The following is a 19,124-nucleotide window of genomic DNA, read 5'->3' on the forward strand; positions in this document are numbered from 1 at the left end:
CACTTTTTTTAGGCTTTTATCTATTCTAATATAAAAATCGGCCAGGACAAAGAAAACTTAAACGAGCTGTTCAGCCGCCCGTGCGATGTGTTCTGCGGTCAAACGGTAAGATTTTTTCAAATAATCGATCGTCCCGACCTGGCCGAAGCCTTCATGAACCCCGATTCTTCTAAGCGGCGCGGGATAATGTTCACTCAGCACTTCCGCAACTGCGCTTCCCAATCCGCCTATGACATTATGGTTTTCAGCCGTGACAATCGCATTCGTTTTTTGTGCGTACCGAACCACGGTTTCTTGATCGATCGGCTTGATGCAATACATATCGATCACCGCTGCATCGATTCCTTTTTCTTTTAGCAGTTCAGCCGCCTGCAATGCTTCGGCGACCATGATGCCGCTGGCAAACAGCGCCGCATCGCTGCCATCTTTGAGAACTTTTGCTTTTCCATCTGCAAATGTTTCATGTTCATCATAAAGTCTGACAGCCTTTTTTCTGATCGTCCTGATATAGTGAATGCCGTACTCTGCCGCAGCCTTCTTAATCAAAAATTTGAGCATTGCCGTATCGCTCGCTTCATAAACAAAGGCATTTGGGATTAGCCGGGCGAGTCCTAAATCTTCAAAGGCCATATGGGTTCCGCCGTTATGTTCAGCCGTAATTCCCGAATCTGAACCGAGAATCTTAATGTTTGTTTTGGCATATGCACCTGAAACAAACAGCTGATCAAAACAGCGTCTTGTCGCAAACTGAGCGAACGTGTGAACAAACGGGATTCTTCCGGTTAACGAAAGCCCGGCCGCAATCCCTATCATATTGGCTTCCATGACACCGCAATTGATCACTTGCTCGGGAATGCGCCGTTTGACTTTGTCCATGGAGATCGAGCTCATCAAATCCGCTTCCAAAGCCACGATGTCCGCGTTTTCTTGAGCCAGTTCATAAACGGCTGAGCTGTATGCCTGCCTCATTTCAACAGCATCCTGCTTTACATTTGCTGCTGCCTTATTCATGCCCTCACTTCCTTTTCTTCAAGCGTCAAAATGATCTTTTCGATCATGCGGTTTTGCTCTTCATTTGCTCTAATGTGGTGGCTGTTCTCCATATTTTCAAAATAAGGGATGCCCTTTCCCTTCACCGTATCAAGGATGACGGCAACCGGCCTTTCCCGCTGAGCTTCTCCTCTTTTGACCGCACGATAAATCGCTTCCGGTTCGTGTCCGTTTACCCGTTCGGAATAAAACCCGAAGGCTCTAAATTTGCTGACAAAATCCAGCGGATCGATAATATCTTTCGTCGGGCCGTCCAGCTGTTGTTTATTATCATCCACAAACACATAAAGATTGTGGAGCTTATGGTGTCCCGCAAATTGGATCGCTTCCCAGCATTGACCTTCATTCAGCTCCCCGTCGCCGACAATGACAAAGGTTCGGTTAGTGCGTCCTGAAAGCTTGTGCGACAGCGCGACTCCTGCCGCAGCCGAGATCCCCTGGCCCAGCGACCCGGTCGTCATATCGACTCCCGGGGTTAAATTCCGGTCAGGATGCGACGGAAGAGCCGTGCCGTTTTGGTTTAGCGTATAGAGCACATCTTCTTCAAAATAGCCGGAAAGATGAAGCGCTGCATATAAGGCGGGGCCGCCGTGCCCTTTTGAAAGGATAAAGAAGTCCCGATCTTCCCACGACGGATTGGCAGGATCTATTTTCATCACCTTTCCATACAAAACGGCCAACACATCAGCGATTGACAAGCTGCCACCATAATGTCCAAAACCGAGATGATGAAGCTGTTTCAGTGTCAGCAGCCTGATTTGATTACGAAAACGTTCCATATCGATGTCCCTTACTGCCATCATTGCCCACTCCTTTATGCTTCAGCTTTATGATCGGACTTCTCCGCCTTTCCGCGTTTAAAACCCAGCAAGACCGCACCAGCCAAGACCGCTGCGATTCCAATTACAACTCCTCCAGAGCCCAGCAGTTTCAACGCATGCCCAAGCACGATTCCTGTCGCAGCAAAGTCTGTATCGGAAAATGTCGTATTGGCAAAGCCTAAATCACCCATGACCGGCAGCAGGAACACAGGGAAAAACGTGATAACCAGACCGTTGACAAAAGACCCCAAGACCGCTCCCCGTATCCCCCCTGCAGCGTTTCCGAAGACGCCGGCCGAGGCTCCTGTGAAAAAGTGCGGAACCACTCCGGGAAGAACGATGACAGCTCCGGCTGCTCCGAGAATCAACATGCCGGTGATGCCGCCAATGAAGCTGCAAAAAAAGCCGATTAATACGGCGTTTGGCGCGTATGGAAAAATGATCGGACAATCCAGTGCCGGCTTGGAATCCGGCACAAGTTTGTCAGATATGCCTTTAAAAGCCGGAACGATCTCTGCGAGCACAAGTCTGACTCCTGAAAGAATAATAAATACCCCTGCCGCAAATGTGACTGCTTGAATAACGGAGAAGACAAGGTAATGCTTACCGCCGCTCAACTCGCGCTCCACATAACCCGCCCCTGCAAATAAGGCAATCAAAACGTACAAGATGGTCATGGTGAGCGCAATGCTGACAGAACTGTCCCTTAAAAATCCGAGGCCCTTTGGAAACCGTATTTTTTCAGTTGAGCGCGAGCCCTTGCCTGCTGCTTTGCCGATTAACCCGGACACAGCGTAACCGATTGAAGAAAAATGGCCGAACGCGACCTTATCATTGCCGGTGATCTTTTTCATAAAAGGCTGAACCATCGCCGGAAACAAACTCATTGTCAAGCCGAGTGAAACCGCTCCGACGCCGATCAGAAACGGGCCCTTCAAACCTGCCACCGCCAGTATGACGGCGATTAAACAAGCCATATACAATGTGTGATGCCCCGTCAGAAAAATGTATTTTAATCTGGTAAAACGGGCAATTAAGATGTTGGACAGCATCCCGAAAAACATAATCAGCGCTGTTGCCGTCCCGTATTCATTGAGCGCCATCGCGACAATCGCTTCATTGTTCGGAACAACGCCGTTCACATGAAAGGCCGCCTGAAACATCTTTCCGAACGGCTCAAGCGAACCAACAAGAATACCCGCCCCGGCTGAAATCACGATAAAACCTAAAAACGATTTCGTCGTCCCTTTCACAATTTCATTGGCCGGCTTTTTTTGAAGCAGAAGACCGATAAGAGAAATGGCTGCAATTAATACAGCCGGCTGGCTTAACACATCCATCATCAGCTTTAGTGCTCTTTCACCCATTTGCAGTTCCTCCTATTCTGTGATTAAAGCACTCCTTTTTCCTGCAATGTTTTAACCAGTTTTGTTTTCAGTTCATCCATGTCTATAATGCTTTCAAGCACGACGATATCCTGCAGGTGGGCTGCTCCTTCAGCGATATCTTTGGCAACGACAAACAAATCCGCTTGGTCAGGAGACGCTGAGCTCAAATCCGAATGATCCACCTCGATCTCCACCAATCCCATTTCCTGCAAAATATCCTTAATATTCATTTCAAGCATAAAACTGCTTCCGAGTCCTGATCCACAAACTGCCAATATTCTCATGTTATCCCCTCCTGTTTTTAATTGGATGAATAGGCTTCGATTAAACGTTTGATATGCTCCAACGACTCGGTTTCCTTTAAGGAATCCTGATTTTCTTTATTGCTGAGAAGCCGGGTCAGTTGGGAAAGTGCTTTCAGATGTGTCGTATGGTCAACCGCCGCAATGCAAAACAAAAGCCTTACCGGATACTGTTCATCATCCAAAAAATAGACCGGCTCCTTCAGTTTCAGGAGACTCATTCCCACTTTTCGGACGCCCTTTTCAGGTCTTGCGTGAGGGACGGCAATCTCGGGGCCGATGATCATATAAGGTCCCATCGTTTTGACATTGTCGATCATGGCATCTGTGTATTCCTTCAAGATCACCTCCTTATCAAGCAAAGGCTTTGCCGCTGTTTGAATCGCTTCTTCCCAGCTTTTAATTTGGTCAGCCATTTGAATGGTTTCGTCTGTCAGCAGATCTTTCAGCACTGGTCGTTTCCCCCTTGTTTCCGTCACTTTTTGAACAAACACAATATTTTCTAATGATTCTCTTAGTCCTTTTTCGTCGATGATACTGGCGTGCTTCTCGAGAATGTGAAGAAATTCGTCTGTCAAAAGCTCCCTTTGCTTCACACCGAACATTTCCTGATACACTTCATTGACAAGCCTGCTTTTTTCAGCGGGCGTCATCAGCGGCCTGACCATGTAGTATCGCTTTTTGGTTTTAAGCTCAACAGTGGAAAACACGGCATCATAATGATCAAAGACGTCAGGTGTGAATTCCTGCAAAGGCATCGCCTTCTCAACGACAATCTCTGAAAATAACGATTCAAGCTGGTGCCTGACCATCAAGGATGAGCTGACACCGCTCGGGCAGACGACGACAGCCGTCTTTTTGGATGATCCGGACTGCATCGGCTGCTCAAGCAATGCACCAAAATGAATCGTGATAAAGCCGATTTCTTCCTCTGGAACCGGTTTGTTCAGCAGCGCTTCAAGGTGCCGCATCAGCTTTTGAACGATGGTAAACAGTTCTTTATGCTCTTTCTTAATTTTGCTGAGCAGGGGATTGTGAATCGGAATGCGGTATTTCATTCTGAAATATGCCGGCTTCAAGTGCCGGTAAAGAGATTCCGCCACATCACGCCTCCTTGGAAATGTGATGCATGCCCTTGATTCAAATTCAAACACAAGTTTTTCACACAGCTGATAAAGCGGATCATGTGCCTGCTGTTGTCCGAATGAAAGCCCGAGCAGCTGGATCAAAATGTAGCAAAGTTCGGTTTCATGGACGGGAATCCGAAGTTCATTCACAAGCGTTGCGGCTGCGTTTTTCAGCGGACTTTGCTTTAAAAGCTCCCCCTCCTCCTGGTGAAAACGGACAATTTTTCCTTCGGCTACTCTGATCGAATACATCATCAGAAAGTAGATAAATTCATTAAGCCTTTCTTCAACGAGTTGAAGCCTGTATTCTTTTGAGACAAGTTCAACCGCTCTTTTGATTTCTTGTTGTGTGTCATCGTGCGAGCCGGAAATTTTTAAAATATAATGAAGGATTTCTTTGCCGTAAGGCTTCTGCAGGAAAGAAGAAAGGTGGTGCATGACCGGAACTCTTTTATCAAACTCGCTTCCTATTAAATGATAGCCGCGCTGTCTTGTATATCTGATTGCCACTAAAAACGGAGTCAGCGCCTCATTCGCTTTTTTCACATCATTCATGACCGTATTTTTGCTGACCTGCAATAACTGTGTCAGATGAGCGGATGAAATCGGCTCTCTGCGGACAAACAGAAACATGTACAAGGCTTTGATCCGCTCTTCCTGCGTGAAAATAAACGAGCGGCCGATGTCTGAACAGGCTTCGGAGAACCGCAATTCAAGCAATTTTTCCGGAACGGACAGCCTATTCTTTCTTTTATATTCGATTTCAGGCAGCTGCTTGCCGGTCAGCCAATGATTGATTTTATCCAGGTCATAGCAGATTTGCCGTTTCGATAATTGAAAATGATCAAGCAGCTGATGCATTGTCGCTTCTCTGACACGCAGCAAATATTGGAGCAATTGAGCCGGACGTTTCTCGTTGATCATTTTTGCGCCCCCCTTATTGTCATCATATAATAAAGCGCTTTCATTTTGTCTGCCGATTGGGCACAATTCATGGGACTTCCGATCTTCAAGATTGGTCTGATATCCTTCTTTTTTATCGTATAAGCATGAAAAAACCTCTCAGAAGGTGGTTGAGAGGTTTTTTTCTATCCATCAGCTTTCATGCCAATATATTTTCATCAAATCTTCCGACCACTTCGGCTGTATGATTTGCCCTTTCGGAAGAAACTCTTTCATCACCGGTTTGATATCGATTACAGGTGTCCCGTCAATCGCATCCAACCCTTTCACTACAAGCTTGCTCCCCGATTTTTCAAGGAGAGTGACAACGGTCGCGCCGAGCCTGTTCGGCCTGTTTTTTCCCCTTTGGGCGAAAATGCCTGTCTCCGGATAGTTTTGATTGTTTCTCGGGCGCCGAGCCTGATATTGTATTTGATCCTCTTTTACTTGATGAAAGTAAAAGATAATGTCCAAATGGGAAAATGCTTCGATCCCTTTTAAAGCGTCCGGATGGATGCCTTCAGCCAATTTAACTTCAGAAATCACATCACCCCAATGATCATCCTTCGGCATAGTCCGCAAATTTTTCACAAACGCGACAGGCTTTATTTCTATCAATTTTATCCCCCGCTTTCACTTCGCTTCCATAAAAATCCCGATCTCCGCTTTCGCTGCCGGTTTTCCGTTGACTGAGGCGGTTCCGTTGCCGAATAAAAACCCCCTTTTAAAGCGGGAAACTTCAAAATAAAGATCAAGTTTGTCTCCCACAAAGACCTTGCCGGTATATTCAGCTTTTTTCACCGAAGACAGAAAGCCGATCTCAGCCGGGTCTTTGAGCGCAGTAAATGCAGCGGTCTGAGCCAGCGCTTCAATGATAATGGAAAATGGCATTTCCTTTTGGTTTTCCGTAATAAACCAGTCGTTTTCCGTTATAAATTTATATCCTTTCACCCATTTTCCCGGCTCGCTTTCTACAACACGGTCAATGAATAGAAACGGATATCGATGCGGCAGTACAGTGTTGTTCACGCTGATCATCCTTTTTTACATAATTATACCGCAGTTTCATTTTTTTCTCTTTTTAAATGGCTGCTGAACGATCAGTTGCAAGCTTCACCATGACAAAAAGCCGGGGCCTAAGCTCCGGCTTTGCTTCATCAATTCGATTTCAGATTGTCCGGGAAGACGGTCAGATCCACTCCCCATAAATGCGGAAGAATGTAGAACACAGCTCCGACGATTAAAATCAGTGTGAATATATTAATCATAAAGCCGGTTCGAACCATCTCGCTGATCTTCAATTTGCCCGATGCGAAAATAATCGCATTCGGCGGCGTGCCGACCGGCAGCATAAAGGCGCAGTTTGCCGCCATTGCAGCAGGCACCATTAATGCATACGGGTGAACATTCAGCGCTAAAGCGAGCGAGGCCAGTACAGGCAGGATCATAGTCGCCGTAGCCGTATTCGACGTAATCTCCGTCAAAAACAGCACCAATGCCGCTGAGATAACGACAATAACCACAAAGTTAAATCCATCCAATACCGTAAGCCTTCCGCCGATCCATTCCGCCAGACCGGTTTCTTTAAAGCCGGTCGCGAGCGCCAAGCCTCCTCCGAATAAAAGGAGAATCCCCCACGGCAAGTCCTTCGATACCGACCAGTCCAATACCCTGCCCCCTTTATTGAGCGAAGGGATCAAGAAGAGCAATGAAGCTGCGAATATCGCAATCATTGTATCGTCAATACCCGGTATTTTGTCATCCCATAAAAACGTCCTCGTCACCCACATAAACGCGGCAAACCCAAAGACAAGCAGAACCATTGTTTCTTCAAAGCTCATCTTTCCGAGCTTTCTTTTTTCTTCGAGAATCAATTCTTTTCCGCCCGGAAGCTCCTTCATCTTGATCGGATGGGCCACTTTCGTCAAGTACAACCATACCGCTACAAGCAAAATGACGACGACCGGAACGGCAAAAGCCATCCATCCACCGAAAGACACTTCAACACCGTACAACTTTTTAATATTGGCCGCCAAAATAATGTTCGGCGGCGTGCCGATCAGTGTACCAAGTCCGCCGATTGTCCCCGCATACCCGATGCTGAAGATCAGCGCTTTTGAAAATTTCGCTTCTTCTCCGGCTAAATCTTTTCTTTCAGATTTCATGACGGCTGATACCTGGTGAATGATAGCGGTTCCAATCGGAAGCATCATCATGACCGCGGCCGTATTTGAGACCCACATGGACAAAAACCCTGTGGCCGCCATAAAACCGAGGACGATCCTTGAAGTGCTCGTACCCACTACAGAAATGATATTGAGCGCGATCCGTTTATGAAGATTCCAACGCTCCATCGCAAGTGCAATCAAGAAGCCTCCTAAGAATAAAAAGACGATCGGATCGCCGTAGCTTGACGTGACAGCTGCCCCTTCCAGCGCCCCGGTCAGCGGAAGCAGCACGATCGGCAGCAATGATGCAGCCGGAATCGGAACAGCCTCCGTAATCCACCAAACCGCAACCCACAAAGTGGTCGCCAATACCATTCTTCCTTCATAGCTCAGACCTTCGGGAAAAAAGAACAAAAGGACGGCAAAAAACAATGCAGGACCAAGCAGCAGTCCGATTTTTTGAGGCGTTTTATAGCTCGGCGGCTTCTCTTCCTTCATGGTTTGCTCCGACTTTATCTTTAAACCGGCATCTTTTCCCGCTCTGACAGGCATGGCGAACAAAAGCAGCCTCTTTGCTTCCCGGTGTGATCTCCAAAGCATATCCCATGCTGACACAACGCTTGATTTCATAAAAAATCCCCCTTCCCCTCTATCGATAAAGCGCTTACAATAGTAATCAAAAAGTAAGCTGCCGACTGTCGACAGTTATAACTTAATTATAACGGACAGCTAATGGCAGTCAACACTTTTTTGTCACAAAATACTCAATATTATGGTAATTTTAGGTTGATGGTATTTCTCTCTTTTTGCTAGACTATTAGTGATTTCCGCAGTGAAAAATAAACGAGGTGAACAGCGTGAAGTTTTCGATCCAACGTGCAGTCTCTTATCATGATCAAGTCCATCACTATTTAAAAGATATGATTATTAAAGGAGGATATCAGCCAGGCGAACGGATCTACGAATCCAAAATCGCCAAGGAGCTGCAAGTGAGCCGCAGCCCCGTTAGGGAGGCAGTTCGGACACTTGAACAGGAAGGCCTGTTATTGATAGATGATAAATCAAAAATTACAGTTTATGAACCGACAATCAAAGACCTTGAAGAAATATACCAATGCCGCCAGGCGCTCGAATCCTTAGCCGTTTCATTAGCGACCCGCCTTGCTTCAAATGAAACACTGGAACTCATTTCCGAAACGCTCTCTGAAGCGCATAAGCACCAAGAAAGCCAAGGTCCGGAGTCGGCCAATGCTCTGCTTCGTCTAAATACGCGATTTCATGATGTCATCATCGAAGCGAGCGAAAACGAACGCCTGCAAAAACAGCTGCTTGATTTGCGGTCGCTGACCTTTTTCTACCGGAGCAAAAACCTTGAAAGACCGGAGCGCACCCTTGACATCATCAATCAGCACGAGGAGATTCTGCATCACATGCAGAACAGAGATGATGCAAAAGCTGCCGATTCAATGAGAAAGCATATAGAGGCAGACCTTTGCTACTTAAAAGAGGTGTTGTTCGCACGCTAAAAAAGCAGGGTTTCCCCTGCTTTTTTCAGATCTGACAGACAAATTCGGCTGTTCGGTTGATCCCTTTGATGACATCCGGAAGACGATCGCATTCATTCACGACATGAACGCGCTCAAACCCGACGGCTTCAGCCCTTTTCCCCGCTTCTTCGGTGAGGCAGATCGCCTGAAGACGGGCAGCCGCTTTTTCCGGATTGAGGCCGATTGTCTCCGCCTCGTTTACGAACAGCTCGACGCATGTTCGATTCGAAAACAACACTACATCAACAGGAAATTCATCGATTTCCCGTTTAATGATCGAAGTAAAGCGGCTGTCGATCATCCTGTCATGTGTAATCAATACCTCACACCCGGAGTGCGGTTGATGTTGCACGGCTTCCCGGCTGCCGATCAGCAAACAGCTGCCCGAGATCGGCATTTCCGTTTGTAGAAAAGCGGCAAATCCCCGTTCTTCAAGAGCTGCTTTTACATGCTGATCTGAAGCGTAGAGCCGTCCGCGCATTTCCCTGACATCGATCTTCAAAGCGGCAAGCCGGCTGAAAAATCTGCGCAGTGACGCACTTGAGGTGAACAGCAGGCTGTCAAAAGAAGCAATTCGATCTAAAACTGCATCATCAGGCACCGTTTCGGCTAATTTCCATTTCGGCCATTCAACAACTTCAGCGCCTTGTTCACGAAGCTCCTCCACTGGAATTCGTTCTTCTTCACAGCTTTTGACTGCCATGATGTTTAGCCCGATCAAAGGCTTTTCTTCAAACCAGCTGTTCTGCCTGAATGATACGATGTCGCCGATGACGATGATCGCGGGATTTTTGATCTGATGCTCGGTTATTTTTTCCCTGATATTCTGCAATGTCCCTTTAACGCTCCGCTGCCGGCCCCATGTGCCCCATTGGATGACCATCGCGGGAACAAGGGGGGACTTGCCGTTTTTCATCAGCTGCTCGCATATATAACCAAGGTTTTTGATCCCCATGTAAAAGACGAGGGTTTGGACGCCCTTGGCCAGCCCTTCCCAATTCATCTCCGGCTTGCCCGATTTATCATGTGCGGTGACAACGGCAAAGGATGAAGCGAAATCGCGGTGAGTCACAGGCAGTCCGGCATAAAGAGGCGCGGCGATTCCCGATGTAATGCCGGGCACCATTTCGTACGGGATGCCGTGTTCGCTGACGGCGGCCGCTTCTTCCCCGACTCTGCCGAACACGCTCGGGTCTCCTCCTTTCAGCCGGACCACTTTGAGGCCTTTCAGGCCCTTTTCAATGAGCAGTGCATTGATTTCACTTTGTTTCATATAATGGCGGTCCGGGAGCTTGCCGCAGTAGACAAATTCGCATGCTGCTTTTGCATGCTCAAGCAGCCGGGAATTGACGAGCCTGTCATACAATATGACATCCGCCGCCTCGATCAGCGTTCTTCCTTTTAATGTGATCAATCCTGAATCGCCCGGTCCGGCCCCGACAAAATATACTTTCCCATTCCCCATCAACTGTCATCCTTCCATCTGCCGATCTTTGAACGCGTTTGTTTTTTTAATAAAGAGGGGTCACGTTCAGCGACCCTTAAGGCTTTGAAATATTGCGGGTACGCATTATTTCGCTTGTTGTGCCGTTTAATAAACGATATACAAATCTTCGCCTTCAACGACCGTTTCGTATGTCTGAATACACCCTGTATCAGGCTCTTGAACTTTGCCGTCTTCAAGGCTGATCTTCCAGTCGTGCATCGGACAGAAGACGAATTCGCCGCTTACCATTCCTTCGGCAAGCACGCCCCCTTTGTGGGGGCAGCGGTTTTCAATCGCGCGGACGCTGCCGTTTGAAAGCTTGAATACCGCAATTTCCTTGTCCTCGATAAGCACTGTCTTTCCAAGCTGATTCGGCAAATCCCCGACCTTCGAAACAAACACCTTTGCTAAGTTCTTGTTCACCATGTGAATTCCTCCTCAAGTTGGTTTCTCATTTTAAGAAGTGACAACATTTTCGAATAGCTGTTTTGTTGTCTTTTCATCTTCCAAAAAGTCTTTCCACGGGTCTTTATGGACAGACAGCGCTTGATTGATGCGGTCATTCAGCTCTTTGCGTTTTTCTTTATCATTTAATACGGATTGGACGTGGGATAAGCCGACACGTTCGACCCATGCAGATGTCCGCTCTAAATAGTTGGCTGTTTCACGATAGTATTGGAGATACGCACCTGTGATTTCGATAACTTCTTCGGCCGTTTTGACTTTCATTAACAGATCGCCTGCGCGCAAATGCGTGCCTCCGTTTCCGCCGACGTAAATTTCCCAGCCACCGTCGATGCCGACGACGCCGATATCTTTAATGCCGGACTCAGCACAGTTTCTCGGACAAGCGGAAACCGCCATTTTAATTTTGTGAGGCGTGTAGAGCCCTTCAAATTTTTTCTCAAGGTCAATTCCGAGGGCCATTGAGTCTTGCGTGCCGAAGCGGCAGAACTGTTCGCCTACACACGTTTTTACGGTTCTGAGCGTTTTTCCGTAAGCAAATCCTGAAGGCATGTCAAGATCAGCCCATACTTTCGGAAGATCTTCTTTTTTGACACCGATCAGATCGATCCGCTGGCCGCCGGTCATTTTCACTAGAGGAATTTCATATTTGTCGACGACATCAGCGATGCGCCGCAAATCAGTCGAATTGGTGACCCCGCCGTACATCCGCGGTACGACTGAATATGTGCCGTCTTTTTGAATGTTGGCGTGCATCCGTTCATTGACGAAGCGGGATTCCCTTTCATCTTCGTATTCCTTCGGATTGATCATGCCGAGGTAGTAGTTAAGCGCTGGGCGGCATTTGGAACAGCCTTCCGCCGTTTTCCAGCCGAGCACGTTCATGACTTCTTTCGTATGGGTCAGCCCTTTTTCTCTGATTTCAGCCACGAGTTCGTCTCTTGAAAGGTCCGTACATCCGCAAATCGCTTCTTTTTGTGCTGAAGCATCAAATTCTGAGCCGAGCGTATGCTGGAGAATCTCTGCGACAAGCGGCTTACATCCTCCGCAAGAGCGTGATGCGCCTGTGCAGGCTTTAATTTCATCCGTCGACGTGCATCCCTGCTCTTTAATCGCCTGAATGATCATTCCTTTCGAAACGCCGTTGCAGCCGCACACGATCTCATCGTCGCTCATGGCAGCGGTCAAGCTCATGCCTTCTTCCTGATTCAAAGGCTGCAAGATTGAAACTTTAGAAGTATCAGAAATATCCGCTCCTTTTTGAATCATGGAAAACAGCCTGTTGCCTTCGCTGCTGTCTCCAAACAGTACAGCGCCGATCACCTGATTGCCGCGCAGAACGATTTTTTTGTAGATTCCGTCCTGTTCGTCAAACACTTTGAGCGCTTTTTTGTCTTCTCCGTCATCCTCATTAAAGTCACCGGCGGAAAAGACCTCAACACCGGAAACCTTCAGCTGGGTTGACAAAACAGATCCTTCATACGGAGCCGTTTCAACGCCGCAGATTTTTTTGGCAAGCACTTTTGCCTGTTCATAAAGAGGCGCGACAAGTCCGTAGGCAATGCCTCTATGTTCAGCACATTCTCCGACAGCGTAAATGTTGGGAACTTCGGTTTCCATGTAATCATTGACGACGATTCCTCTGTTTACCGGAAGGCCGCAGTCTTTGCCGAGCTGAACGTTAGGCTTGATTCCGACCGCCATGACGACCAAATCGGCCTCAAGCGTTGAGCCGTCTTTGAATGTTAAGCCTTCGACACGCGTTTCTCCGTAAATTTCTTCTGTCTGCTTTTCAAGTAAAAATTTCATGCCCTGCTTTTCCAGCTCTTTTTGCAAAAGCCGTCCTGCGGTTGCATCAAGCTGACGCTCCATCAAATATGGCGCGAGGTGGATAACGGTAACGTCCATGCCAAGGTTGAGAAGTCCGCGCGCTGCTTCCAGTCCCAGCAACCCGCCGCCGATAACGGCTGCTTTTTTGTACGTTTTGGAAGCTTCGAGCATGATATCCGTATCCTTGATATCACGGAAAGCTGTTACACCTTCTTTATCCGCTCCGGGCAATGGCAGAATAAAAGGGAGAGAACCTGTCGCCAAAATCAGTTCATCATACGGCTGGACTCTTCCCGCATCCGTGATGACAGTTTTGGACTCCGGATCAACTGTAACGACTTCTTCACCTGTATACAGCTGAATCCCGTTTTCTTCATACCAATCCCAATCATTCAGTGTAATGTCCTTAACATCCGTATCTCCTTGAAGCACTTTGGAAAGAAGAATCCGGTTATAGTTTGGGTGCGGTTCGTTTCCGAAAATCGTGATCTGAAACTCTTCGCTTGAAATTTTAAGAATTTCTTCAATGGCCCTGACCCCGGCCATACCGTTCCCTACAAGGACAAGCTGCTTTTTTTTCACTATGATCCTCCCCTTTTTCAAAACAATTCACTATACGCCCTAAACAAGTATTTTATTTACATCTTTAAAACTATCACAAATTATAGTTAATTTTGTAAACTTTTTATGACTTTTTATGACAATTTATTCACATAATTGTCAACTGACGGACGAATTTTTACGGAGCAAACCTTAAATCCCGGCATTCTGCAAGACGGATCTAGCGTTTCTGCTATCAAATCGTTCACATTTTGCGAATCCCCCCAATGCATCGGTACAAATACGGTATCCGGCCTGATGGCTTCCGACCATTTGCTCCTGACAATGATGCTGCCTCTTTTTGATTCCACCCTGACCAGCACCCGGTCGCCAATGTTGTACTTTTCCGCCGTTTTCGGATGGATTTCCATAAATGATTCAAAGTGCCTGGCCTTGAGTGCAGCGCTCCTTCTCGTCTGTACGCCGGTTAAATAGTGGGACATCACCCTTCCGGTCGTCAGAAAAAGGGGGTACTCCTCAGTCGGTTCATCTTTTTTGATGTTTGGTTCGTTCGGGACGACGCACATTTTCGCTTTTTTGTCCGGGTGGGCAAAGGATGATTCAAACAGGCGCTGTGTCCCGGGGTGCCCCTGTTCAGGACAAGGCCATAAAATGCCGCCTTCCTTTCTCAGGCGTTCATAAGTGATGCCCGAATAATCGGCAATTCCGCCGCGGCTCGCTTTTCTCAATTCATTAAAAACATCCTCTGCCGACCGATATGAGAAATAACGGCCTTTTCCAAGCGCTGCAGCGATATCGCAAATTATTTGCCAGTCATGCCTCGCTTCACCGGGGCACGGCTTTGAGCCTTCCCTTAATGTCACTCTGCCTTCCAGATTGGTCATCGTTCCTTCGTCCTCGAGATAAGATGATGCGGGGAGAATGACGTCTGCGAGTCTTGCCGTTTCAGAAAGAAACAAATCAACGGCGGCAAAAAACTTTAATTTTTTCAAAGCAGATTTGACAAAACCGGCGTTCGGGCTGGATACAACAGGGTTTGAGCACATTAAAAACATCCCGGTGATCTCGCCATCATGAACTTTCTCCATCAGTTCATAAGCGGATACACCTTTTCCCGGAAGGTCTTCAGCTTTTATGCCCCAAACATCCGCAATATAGGCGCGGTCAGCTTCGTTTTCAATCGAACGGTACCCGGGCAGCTGATCCGCTTTCTGCCCGTGCTCCCGCGCCCCCTGCCCGTTGCCTTGACCGGTGACGGCACCGTAGCCGCAGGCAAATTTGCCGATTTTCCCCGTTGATATTAGAATATTCAGTAAATTCCTGACAGCAGCTGTTCCGTCCGTCTGCTGCTCAACCCCTCTTGCCGTGAACAGCATTCCCGTCTCCTCGCGGGCGAATTTTACCGCAGCTTTTTTGATCTGCTCGATTTGTATCCCGGTTTTGGCCGATATGTCTTCAAGTGATAAAGACGCCACATGGCGCTTGACCTCTTCAAAACCATCAGCTCTATCTCTGAGAAAAGCTCCGTCTGTCAGCTGTTCTTCAATGATGATTTTCAACATTCCGTTTGCGAGTGCGGCGTCTGTCCCAGGCCTGATTTTCAAATGCAGGTCGGCGATCTTGGCCGTTGCCGTTTCGCGGGGATCGATGACAATGATGTAAGCCCCGTTTTGCTTCGCTTCTTCAAAATACGGCATGATCGTCGGCTGGCACTCTGCAATATTGGTACCTGCGAGGATGATGACCCTTGCATGGGGGATCTCGGAAAGGGCATTTGTCAGCCCCCGGTCCATTCCGAAGGTTTGATTTGCAGCTGTGGCAGCCGCCGACATGCAAAGCCTGCCATTGTAGTCAATATGCCTCGTCTTCAAGGCGACGCGGGCGAACTTCCCGAGCAAATACGCTTCTTCATTTGTAATGGACGCGCTGCCGTATACACTCAAAGCATCGCATCCATCTTCATGCTGGATCGCTGTTACTTGTTCTTTGATGTACTGAAGCGCTTCTTCCCATGACACACGGACGAATTCGCCGTTTATTTTGATCAGCGGATGGGTGATCCTCTCTGAATGAAACGCGTGCTGATGAGCGTTCATCCCTTTCATGCACAGCCGCCCTTTTGTCGTCGGATTGTCTTTTCCGACTGCCGCGTATTTTTTTCTTGTTACAATCGTCTGTTCAATGAGCTGCATTTTACACTGCATGCTGCAAAATGGACATTGGGTGTCATACGTTTTTTCGGATTGCACTTCTTTTTGCTTTGTGCGAAAGTACTTTAACAATCGTTCTGTCAATTCACATCAGCCCTTTTATCGTTTCTTGCTGAGCCAGCCGCTTCTCTTTTTCAAGCCGTTCGATCAGCTGGCCGCGAAGTCCGTTGTCAAATAAAACTTCCCGGATATGAATAATGCCGGCGCGTTCAATCCAATGCCCGACCTTCTCGAGATAATTTGCTGTTTCGCGGTAATATTGAAGCAGGCCTTTCATGAATTCCCCCGCTTCCTCCGCCGAGTCGGCTACTGAAAGCAGCTCTCCCGGGGAAGCATGCTGTCCTCCCTGGCCGCCCGCATAAATCTCCCATCCTCCGTTTACTTTGAGAAGTCCGATGTCATGAACTGAAGCGTACACGCAATCGTCCAAACAGCCCGACACCCCGATTGAGACCTTGGCCGGAATGAGGAGGGATTCTGCTGCTTTTTCCAAGTCTGCTGCCAATGATTGAATATGCGGTGATCCGCACGGGCACGTTTTAATCGCGGCGATCCGCTGCTGCTGCGGGCAATACGGCATGCCGAGTTCTTCTTTCACGCGCCCTATAAGATCCGGCTTAATACCAGCAAGCTTTAATCTCTGATGGTGTGTCATGTACACTTCTTGAATTTGATATTTTTCAATCACTCCGGCAATGCGCTTCAGCTCTTTGGCATTCGTCCGGCCTCCGTACATTTGCGGAATGATGACATCCGTTTCCTCTTCGTGCTCCTCGTAGGTGATGTCCGGACGGATCATTTTTAAATAGTAGTGAATCGCGGGCACGCAAATCTGGCATCCGCTGTTATTTTTCCAGCCGAGCGCCGAGATGATGTCGTGAACGGAAGAAAGATTTCTTATCTGTATTTCGTTCACGACTTCATCTTCCGTGAATGAAGTGCAGGCGCACATCGGTTGTTTCGCCGCAGATACATGATCAACCTGTTCGGCGGTATGGCGCAGCAGTTCCTCGACCATAGGCCTGCAGCCGCCGCATGACCCGGAAGCATTTGTACAGTGTTTGACCTCCTCGGCCGTCTTTAAACCGTGCATCTGTATGGCTTCCATGATCACGCCTTTTGAAACTGCATTGCATTGGCAGATCGTTTCACCAAGCGCCATAGAAGCGACTGAACTGTCTTCTTCCGATTGAAACAGCTCTTTTTTGACAACGGTAATATCCCTTTGTTTGATCATGCTTTCCAACAGCCTTTGGCTGCCGCTGGTGTCTCCGTATAAAATGACGCCGGCCATTTTATCCCCTTGAAAGACCGCTTTTTTATAGACTCCTGCCGCTTCGTCTAAAAGTTTAATAGCCGTCGTCGAGTCGTCCTCTGTGATTTTCCCTGCCGAAAAGACGTCGATGCCGGACATTTTTAAAGCTGCGGACTGGACGGAGCCCTGATAACCGGCACATTCGAGACCGCAAATATGTTTGGCCAGCACTTTCCCCTGTTCATACAATGGCTTGACTAAGCCATAGACCGTCCCGTTATGCTCCGCGCATTCACCGACGGCGTAGACATTTGGAACATTCGTCTCCATATAGTCGCTGACGATGATCGCCCGGTTTGTTGCAATACCGCTCGCCTTGGCCAGTTCGATATTCGGTCTGACACCGGCAGCCATGACGATGAGATCGGCGCTGATCTTCGTCCCGTCTTTAAACCGCACACCCTCGGCGCGGGATCTTCCTGAAATCGCCTCTGTATCTTTATCCAAATGAAAATCGATCCCTTGGCGCTCCAGCTCTTTCTGGAGCATGGCAGATGCCGGCGGATCGAGCTGATTCTGCATGATCCAGGAAGAGTGGTGAATCACATCAACCTTCATCCCGAGGTTTGCCAATCCTCGCGCCGCCTCAAGGCCCAAAATTCCCCCGCCGATGACGGCCGCTTTTTCAAACCGCTTTGATGCCTTTATGAATGCCCGGCAATCGTCTATTGTTCTAAAACCATATACCCCTTCTTTGTCTGCACCATGAACCGGGAGGATAAACGGGGAAGAGCCCGTCGCTATGATCAGTTTGTCATAAGCGATTTCGCGGTTTTGATCTGTCGACACCGTCTGTTTAACCGTATCGATTGCGACAGCCGTTTCCCCTATATAAAGGGTAATCCCGTTTTCTTCATACCAGCTCCGGCTTTTTGTCATCACATCATTCCAATCCGTTTCCCCCTGAAGGACAGAAGACAGCAGAATCCGATTATAACTAAGGTGTAGTTCGCTGCCGATGATGACGATCTCGAACCGGTCCCCGCCGTGTTGTAAAATTTCTTCGGCCGTGCGAACTCCGGCCATGCCGTTTCCTATTAAAACCAGCCTTTGTTTCCCCATTTTCTCCCCTCCCCTCTGCAGCTTTGCTCTGGATTATTATTTCACATTGCTTCGCTAAAGCGTTCAAACCTGTTACATTTCCTGACAAAAAATTTTAGAAACAGGACGGTTTGACCAGTACCCATTAATGACGATTCAACAGCTTTGGCCGCGATGTTAAAGTTCAACATTTCATCACATTTTTTATCACGTTCCGCTTGTTTCTTTTCCTGCAATCTACTAGGCTTATAAGTAAAGAACATAAGGAATGGAGGAGGAGAATGCTACCGATTAAAAGAAGACAGCAGATTTTGGCGTGGATCAAAGAAGAAGAATCTCTGCGCATTTCGGAAATTTCGAAAAGGCTGAACGTCTCTGAAATGACCGTTTACCGCGACATTAAACCGCTCGTTGAAAACGGACAGGTCATCAAGACGGCAGGCGGAATTACGCTAAACAAGCCGAAGCAGCAGCTTGGGCAGCTTTGCGTCGTTTGCGGAAAAGGGGCAGGTTCGAGGCTTTCCGTGCAAATTGTCAAAAACGACAGCCAAATTGAACAATTTTGCTGCGCCCATTGCGCAATGCTCCGCTATGAGAAAGTGAAAGATGATGTATCACAGATGATTTGCAGGGATTTTTTGCTGGATACGACGATCAGTGCCAAAGCTGCCGTCTTTTTGCTGGATACAGATCTTCATTTGAACTGCTGCGAGCCGCAGGCGATCCCTTTCGCTTCTGAAGCGGATGCGCGAAAATTCAAAAAAGGCTTTGGCGGACAGCTGTTATCGTTTGACGATGCCGCGCTTCTGGTCCAGAAAACGATGAAGAACAGCTGCTGCAGCCTGAAGACGTGAAATTTTGTTAAAAGATT

General features: G+C 47.8%; 15 protein-coding genes. 2 read left to right on the forward strand and 13 right to left on the reverse strand.

The features are described 5' to 3' along the window. Nucleotides 1-57 precede the first annotated feature (57 nt). From BTA31_RS11965 to BTA31_RS12005, 8 genes are all read right to left on the reverse strand, one after another. The gene (locus BTA31_RS11965; RefSeq protein ID WP_076791793.1) at nucleotides 58-1,011 is read right to left on the reverse strand and encodes a transketolase family protein; all 954 of its coding nucleotides are present in this window, start codon (nucleotides 1,009-1,011) and stop codon (nucleotides 58-60) included. Then, nucleotides 1,008-1,850, reverse strand: coding sequence for a transketolase (locus BTA31_RS11970; RefSeq protein ID WP_076791796.1), 843 nt, complete (start codon nucleotides 1,848-1,850; stop codon nucleotides 1,008-1,010). The genes BTA31_RS11965 and BTA31_RS11970 overlap by 4 nt, the downstream gene beginning before the upstream one ends. A 14-nt stretch (nucleotides 1,851-1,864) precedes the next feature. Beyond that, nucleotides 1,865-3,238 (reverse strand): PTS ascorbate transporter subunit IIC, encoded by a 1,374-nt coding sequence (locus tag BTA31_RS11975; protein WP_076791799.1) that lies wholly within the window; start codon nucleotides 3,236-3,238, stop codon nucleotides 1,865-1,867. Nucleotides 3,239-3,261: 23 nt separating this feature from the next. Continuing rightward, nucleotides 3,262-3,543 (reverse strand): PTS sugar transporter subunit IIB, encoded by a 282-nt coding sequence (locus BTA31_RS11980; protein ID WP_076791801.1) that lies wholly within the window; start codon nucleotides 3,541-3,543, stop codon nucleotides 3,262-3,264. 17 nt (nucleotides 3,544-3,560) lie between these two features. Then, entirely contained in the window at nucleotides 3,561-5,612 is a 2,052-nt protein-coding gene (locus BTA31_RS11985) for a BglG family transcription antiterminator (protein WP_076791804.1), read from the reverse strand. Between the two features lie 171 nt (nucleotides 5,613-5,783). Continuing rightward, nucleotides 5,784-6,248, reverse strand: coding sequence for a tRNA (N6-threonylcarbamoyladenosine(37)-N6)-methyltransferase TrmO (gene tsaA, locus BTA31_RS11995; RefSeq protein ID WP_076791806.1), 465 nt, complete (start codon nucleotides 6,246-6,248; stop codon nucleotides 5,784-5,786). A gap of 15 nt (nucleotides 6,249-6,263) precedes the next feature. Next, nucleotides 6,264-6,659, reverse strand: coding sequence for a 3-hydroxyacyl-ACP dehydratase FabZ family protein (locus BTA31_RS12000; RefSeq protein WP_076791809.1), 396 nt, complete (start codon nucleotides 6,657-6,659; stop codon nucleotides 6,264-6,266). Nucleotides 6,660-6,787: 128 nt separating this feature from the next. Next, on the reverse strand, nucleotides 6,788-8,428 hold the full coding sequence (locus BTA31_RS12005; protein WP_083698303.1) for an SLC13 family permease: 1,641 nt from the start codon (nucleotides 8,426-8,428) through the stop codon (nucleotides 6,788-6,790). A 227-nt stretch (nucleotides 8,429-8,655) separates the two neighbouring features. Here BTA31_RS12005 and BTA31_RS12010 point away from each other — a divergent pair, with 227 nt between their 5' ends. Further along, a complete protein-coding gene (locus BTA31_RS12010; RefSeq protein WP_043926033.1) occupies nucleotides 8,656-9,324 on the forward strand; it encodes a GntR family transcriptional regulator in 669 nt (222 codons plus the stop codon). Nucleotides 9,325-9,349: 25 nt separating this feature from the next. Here the strand turns inward: BTA31_RS12010 and cobA are convergent, their stop codons facing one another. The 5 genes from cobA to nirB (BTA31_RS12035) all read right to left on the reverse strand — a co-directional run bounded on the left by cobA (nucleotide 9,350) and on the right by nirB (BTA31_RS12035) (nucleotide 18,274). Further along, nucleotides 9,350-10,810, reverse strand: coding sequence for a uroporphyrinogen-III C-methyltransferase (gene cobA, locus BTA31_RS12015; protein WP_076791812.1), 1,461 nt, complete (start codon nucleotides 10,808-10,810; stop codon nucleotides 9,350-9,352). 126 nt (nucleotides 10,811-10,936) lie between these two features. Further along, complete coding sequence (gene nirD / locus BTA31_RS12020) at nucleotides 10,937-11,257, reverse strand: nitrite reductase small subunit NirD (protein WP_043926029.1); 321 nt, start codon at nucleotides 11,255-11,257, stop codon at nucleotides 10,937-10,939. Nucleotides 11,258-11,287: 30 nt separating this feature from the next. Continuing rightward, nucleotides 11,288-13,708: a nitrite reductase large subunit NirB gene (gene nirB, locus BTA31_RS12025; protein WP_076791814.1), complete on the reverse strand. Its 2,421-nt coding sequence runs from the start codon at nucleotides 13,706-13,708 to the stop codon at nucleotides 11,288-11,290. A gap of 113 nt (nucleotides 13,709-13,821) precedes the next feature. Next, complete coding sequence (gene nasC, locus BTA31_RS12030; protein WP_076791816.1) at nucleotides 13,822-15,981, reverse strand: assimilatory nitrate reductase catalytic subunit NasC; 2,160 nt, start codon at nucleotides 15,979-15,981, stop codon at nucleotides 13,822-13,824. A gap of 1 nt (nucleotide 15,982) precedes the next feature. Then, nucleotides 15,983-18,274, reverse strand: coding sequence for a nitrite reductase large subunit NirB (gene nirB, locus BTA31_RS12035; protein ID WP_076791819.1), 2,292 nt, complete (start codon nucleotides 18,272-18,274; stop codon nucleotides 15,983-15,985). A gap of 260 nt (nucleotides 18,275-18,534) precedes the next feature. Here nirB (BTA31_RS12035) and BTA31_RS12040 point away from each other — a divergent pair, with 260 nt between their 5' ends. After that, a complete protein-coding gene (locus BTA31_RS12040) occupies nucleotides 18,535-19,107 on the forward strand; it encodes a DeoR family transcriptional regulator (protein ID WP_076791821.1) in 573 nt (190 codons plus the stop codon). Nucleotides 19,108-19,124 lie beyond the last annotated feature (17 nt).

The organism is Bacillus haynesii (genome assembly GCF_001969855.1).
GTDB lineage: Bacteria > Bacillota > Bacilli > Bacillales > Bacillaceae > Bacillus > Bacillus haynesii.

Excerpts from the sequence above, each read along its gene's own strand:
- BTA31_RS11965 (WP_076791793.1), bottom strand. The coding sequence starts at position 1,011 with ATGAATAAGGCAGCAGCAAATGTAAAGCAGGATGCTGTTGAAATGAGG.
- BTA31_RS11970 (WP_076791796.1), bottom strand. The coding sequence starts at position 1,850 with ATGGCAGTAAGGGACATCGATATGGAACGTTTTCGTAATCAAATCAGG.
- BTA31_RS11975 (WP_076791799.1), bottom strand. The coding sequence starts at position 3,238 with ATGGGTGAAAGAGCACTAAAGCTGATGATGGATGTGTTAAGCCAGCCG.
- BTA31_RS11980 (WP_076791801.1), bottom strand. The coding sequence starts at position 3,543 with ATGAGAATATTGGCAGTTTGTGGATCAGGACTCGGAAGCAGTTTTATG.
- BTA31_RS11985 (WP_076791804.1), bottom strand. The coding sequence starts at position 5,612 with ATGATCAACGAGAAACGTCCGGCTCAATTGCTCCAATATTTGCTGCGT.
- BTA31_RS12005 (WP_083698303.1), bottom strand. The coding sequence starts at position 8,428 with ATGAAATCAAGCGTTGTGTCAGCATGGGATATGCTTTGGAGATCACAC.
- cobA (WP_076791812.1), bottom strand. The coding sequence starts at position 10,810 with ATGGGGAATGGGAAAGTATATTTTGTCGGGGCCGGACCGGGCGATTCA.
- nirD (WP_043926029.1), bottom strand. The coding sequence starts at position 11,257 with ATGGTGAACAAGAACTTAGCAAAGGTGTTTGTTTCGAAGGTCGGGGAT.
- nirB (WP_076791819.1), bottom strand. The coding sequence starts at position 18,274 with ATGGGGAAACAAAGGCTGGTTTTAATAGGAAACGGCATGGCCGGAGTT.
- BTA31_RS12040 (WP_076791821.1), top strand. The coding sequence starts at position 18,535 with ATGCTACCGATTAAAAGAAGACAGCAGATTTTGGCGTGGATCAAAGAA.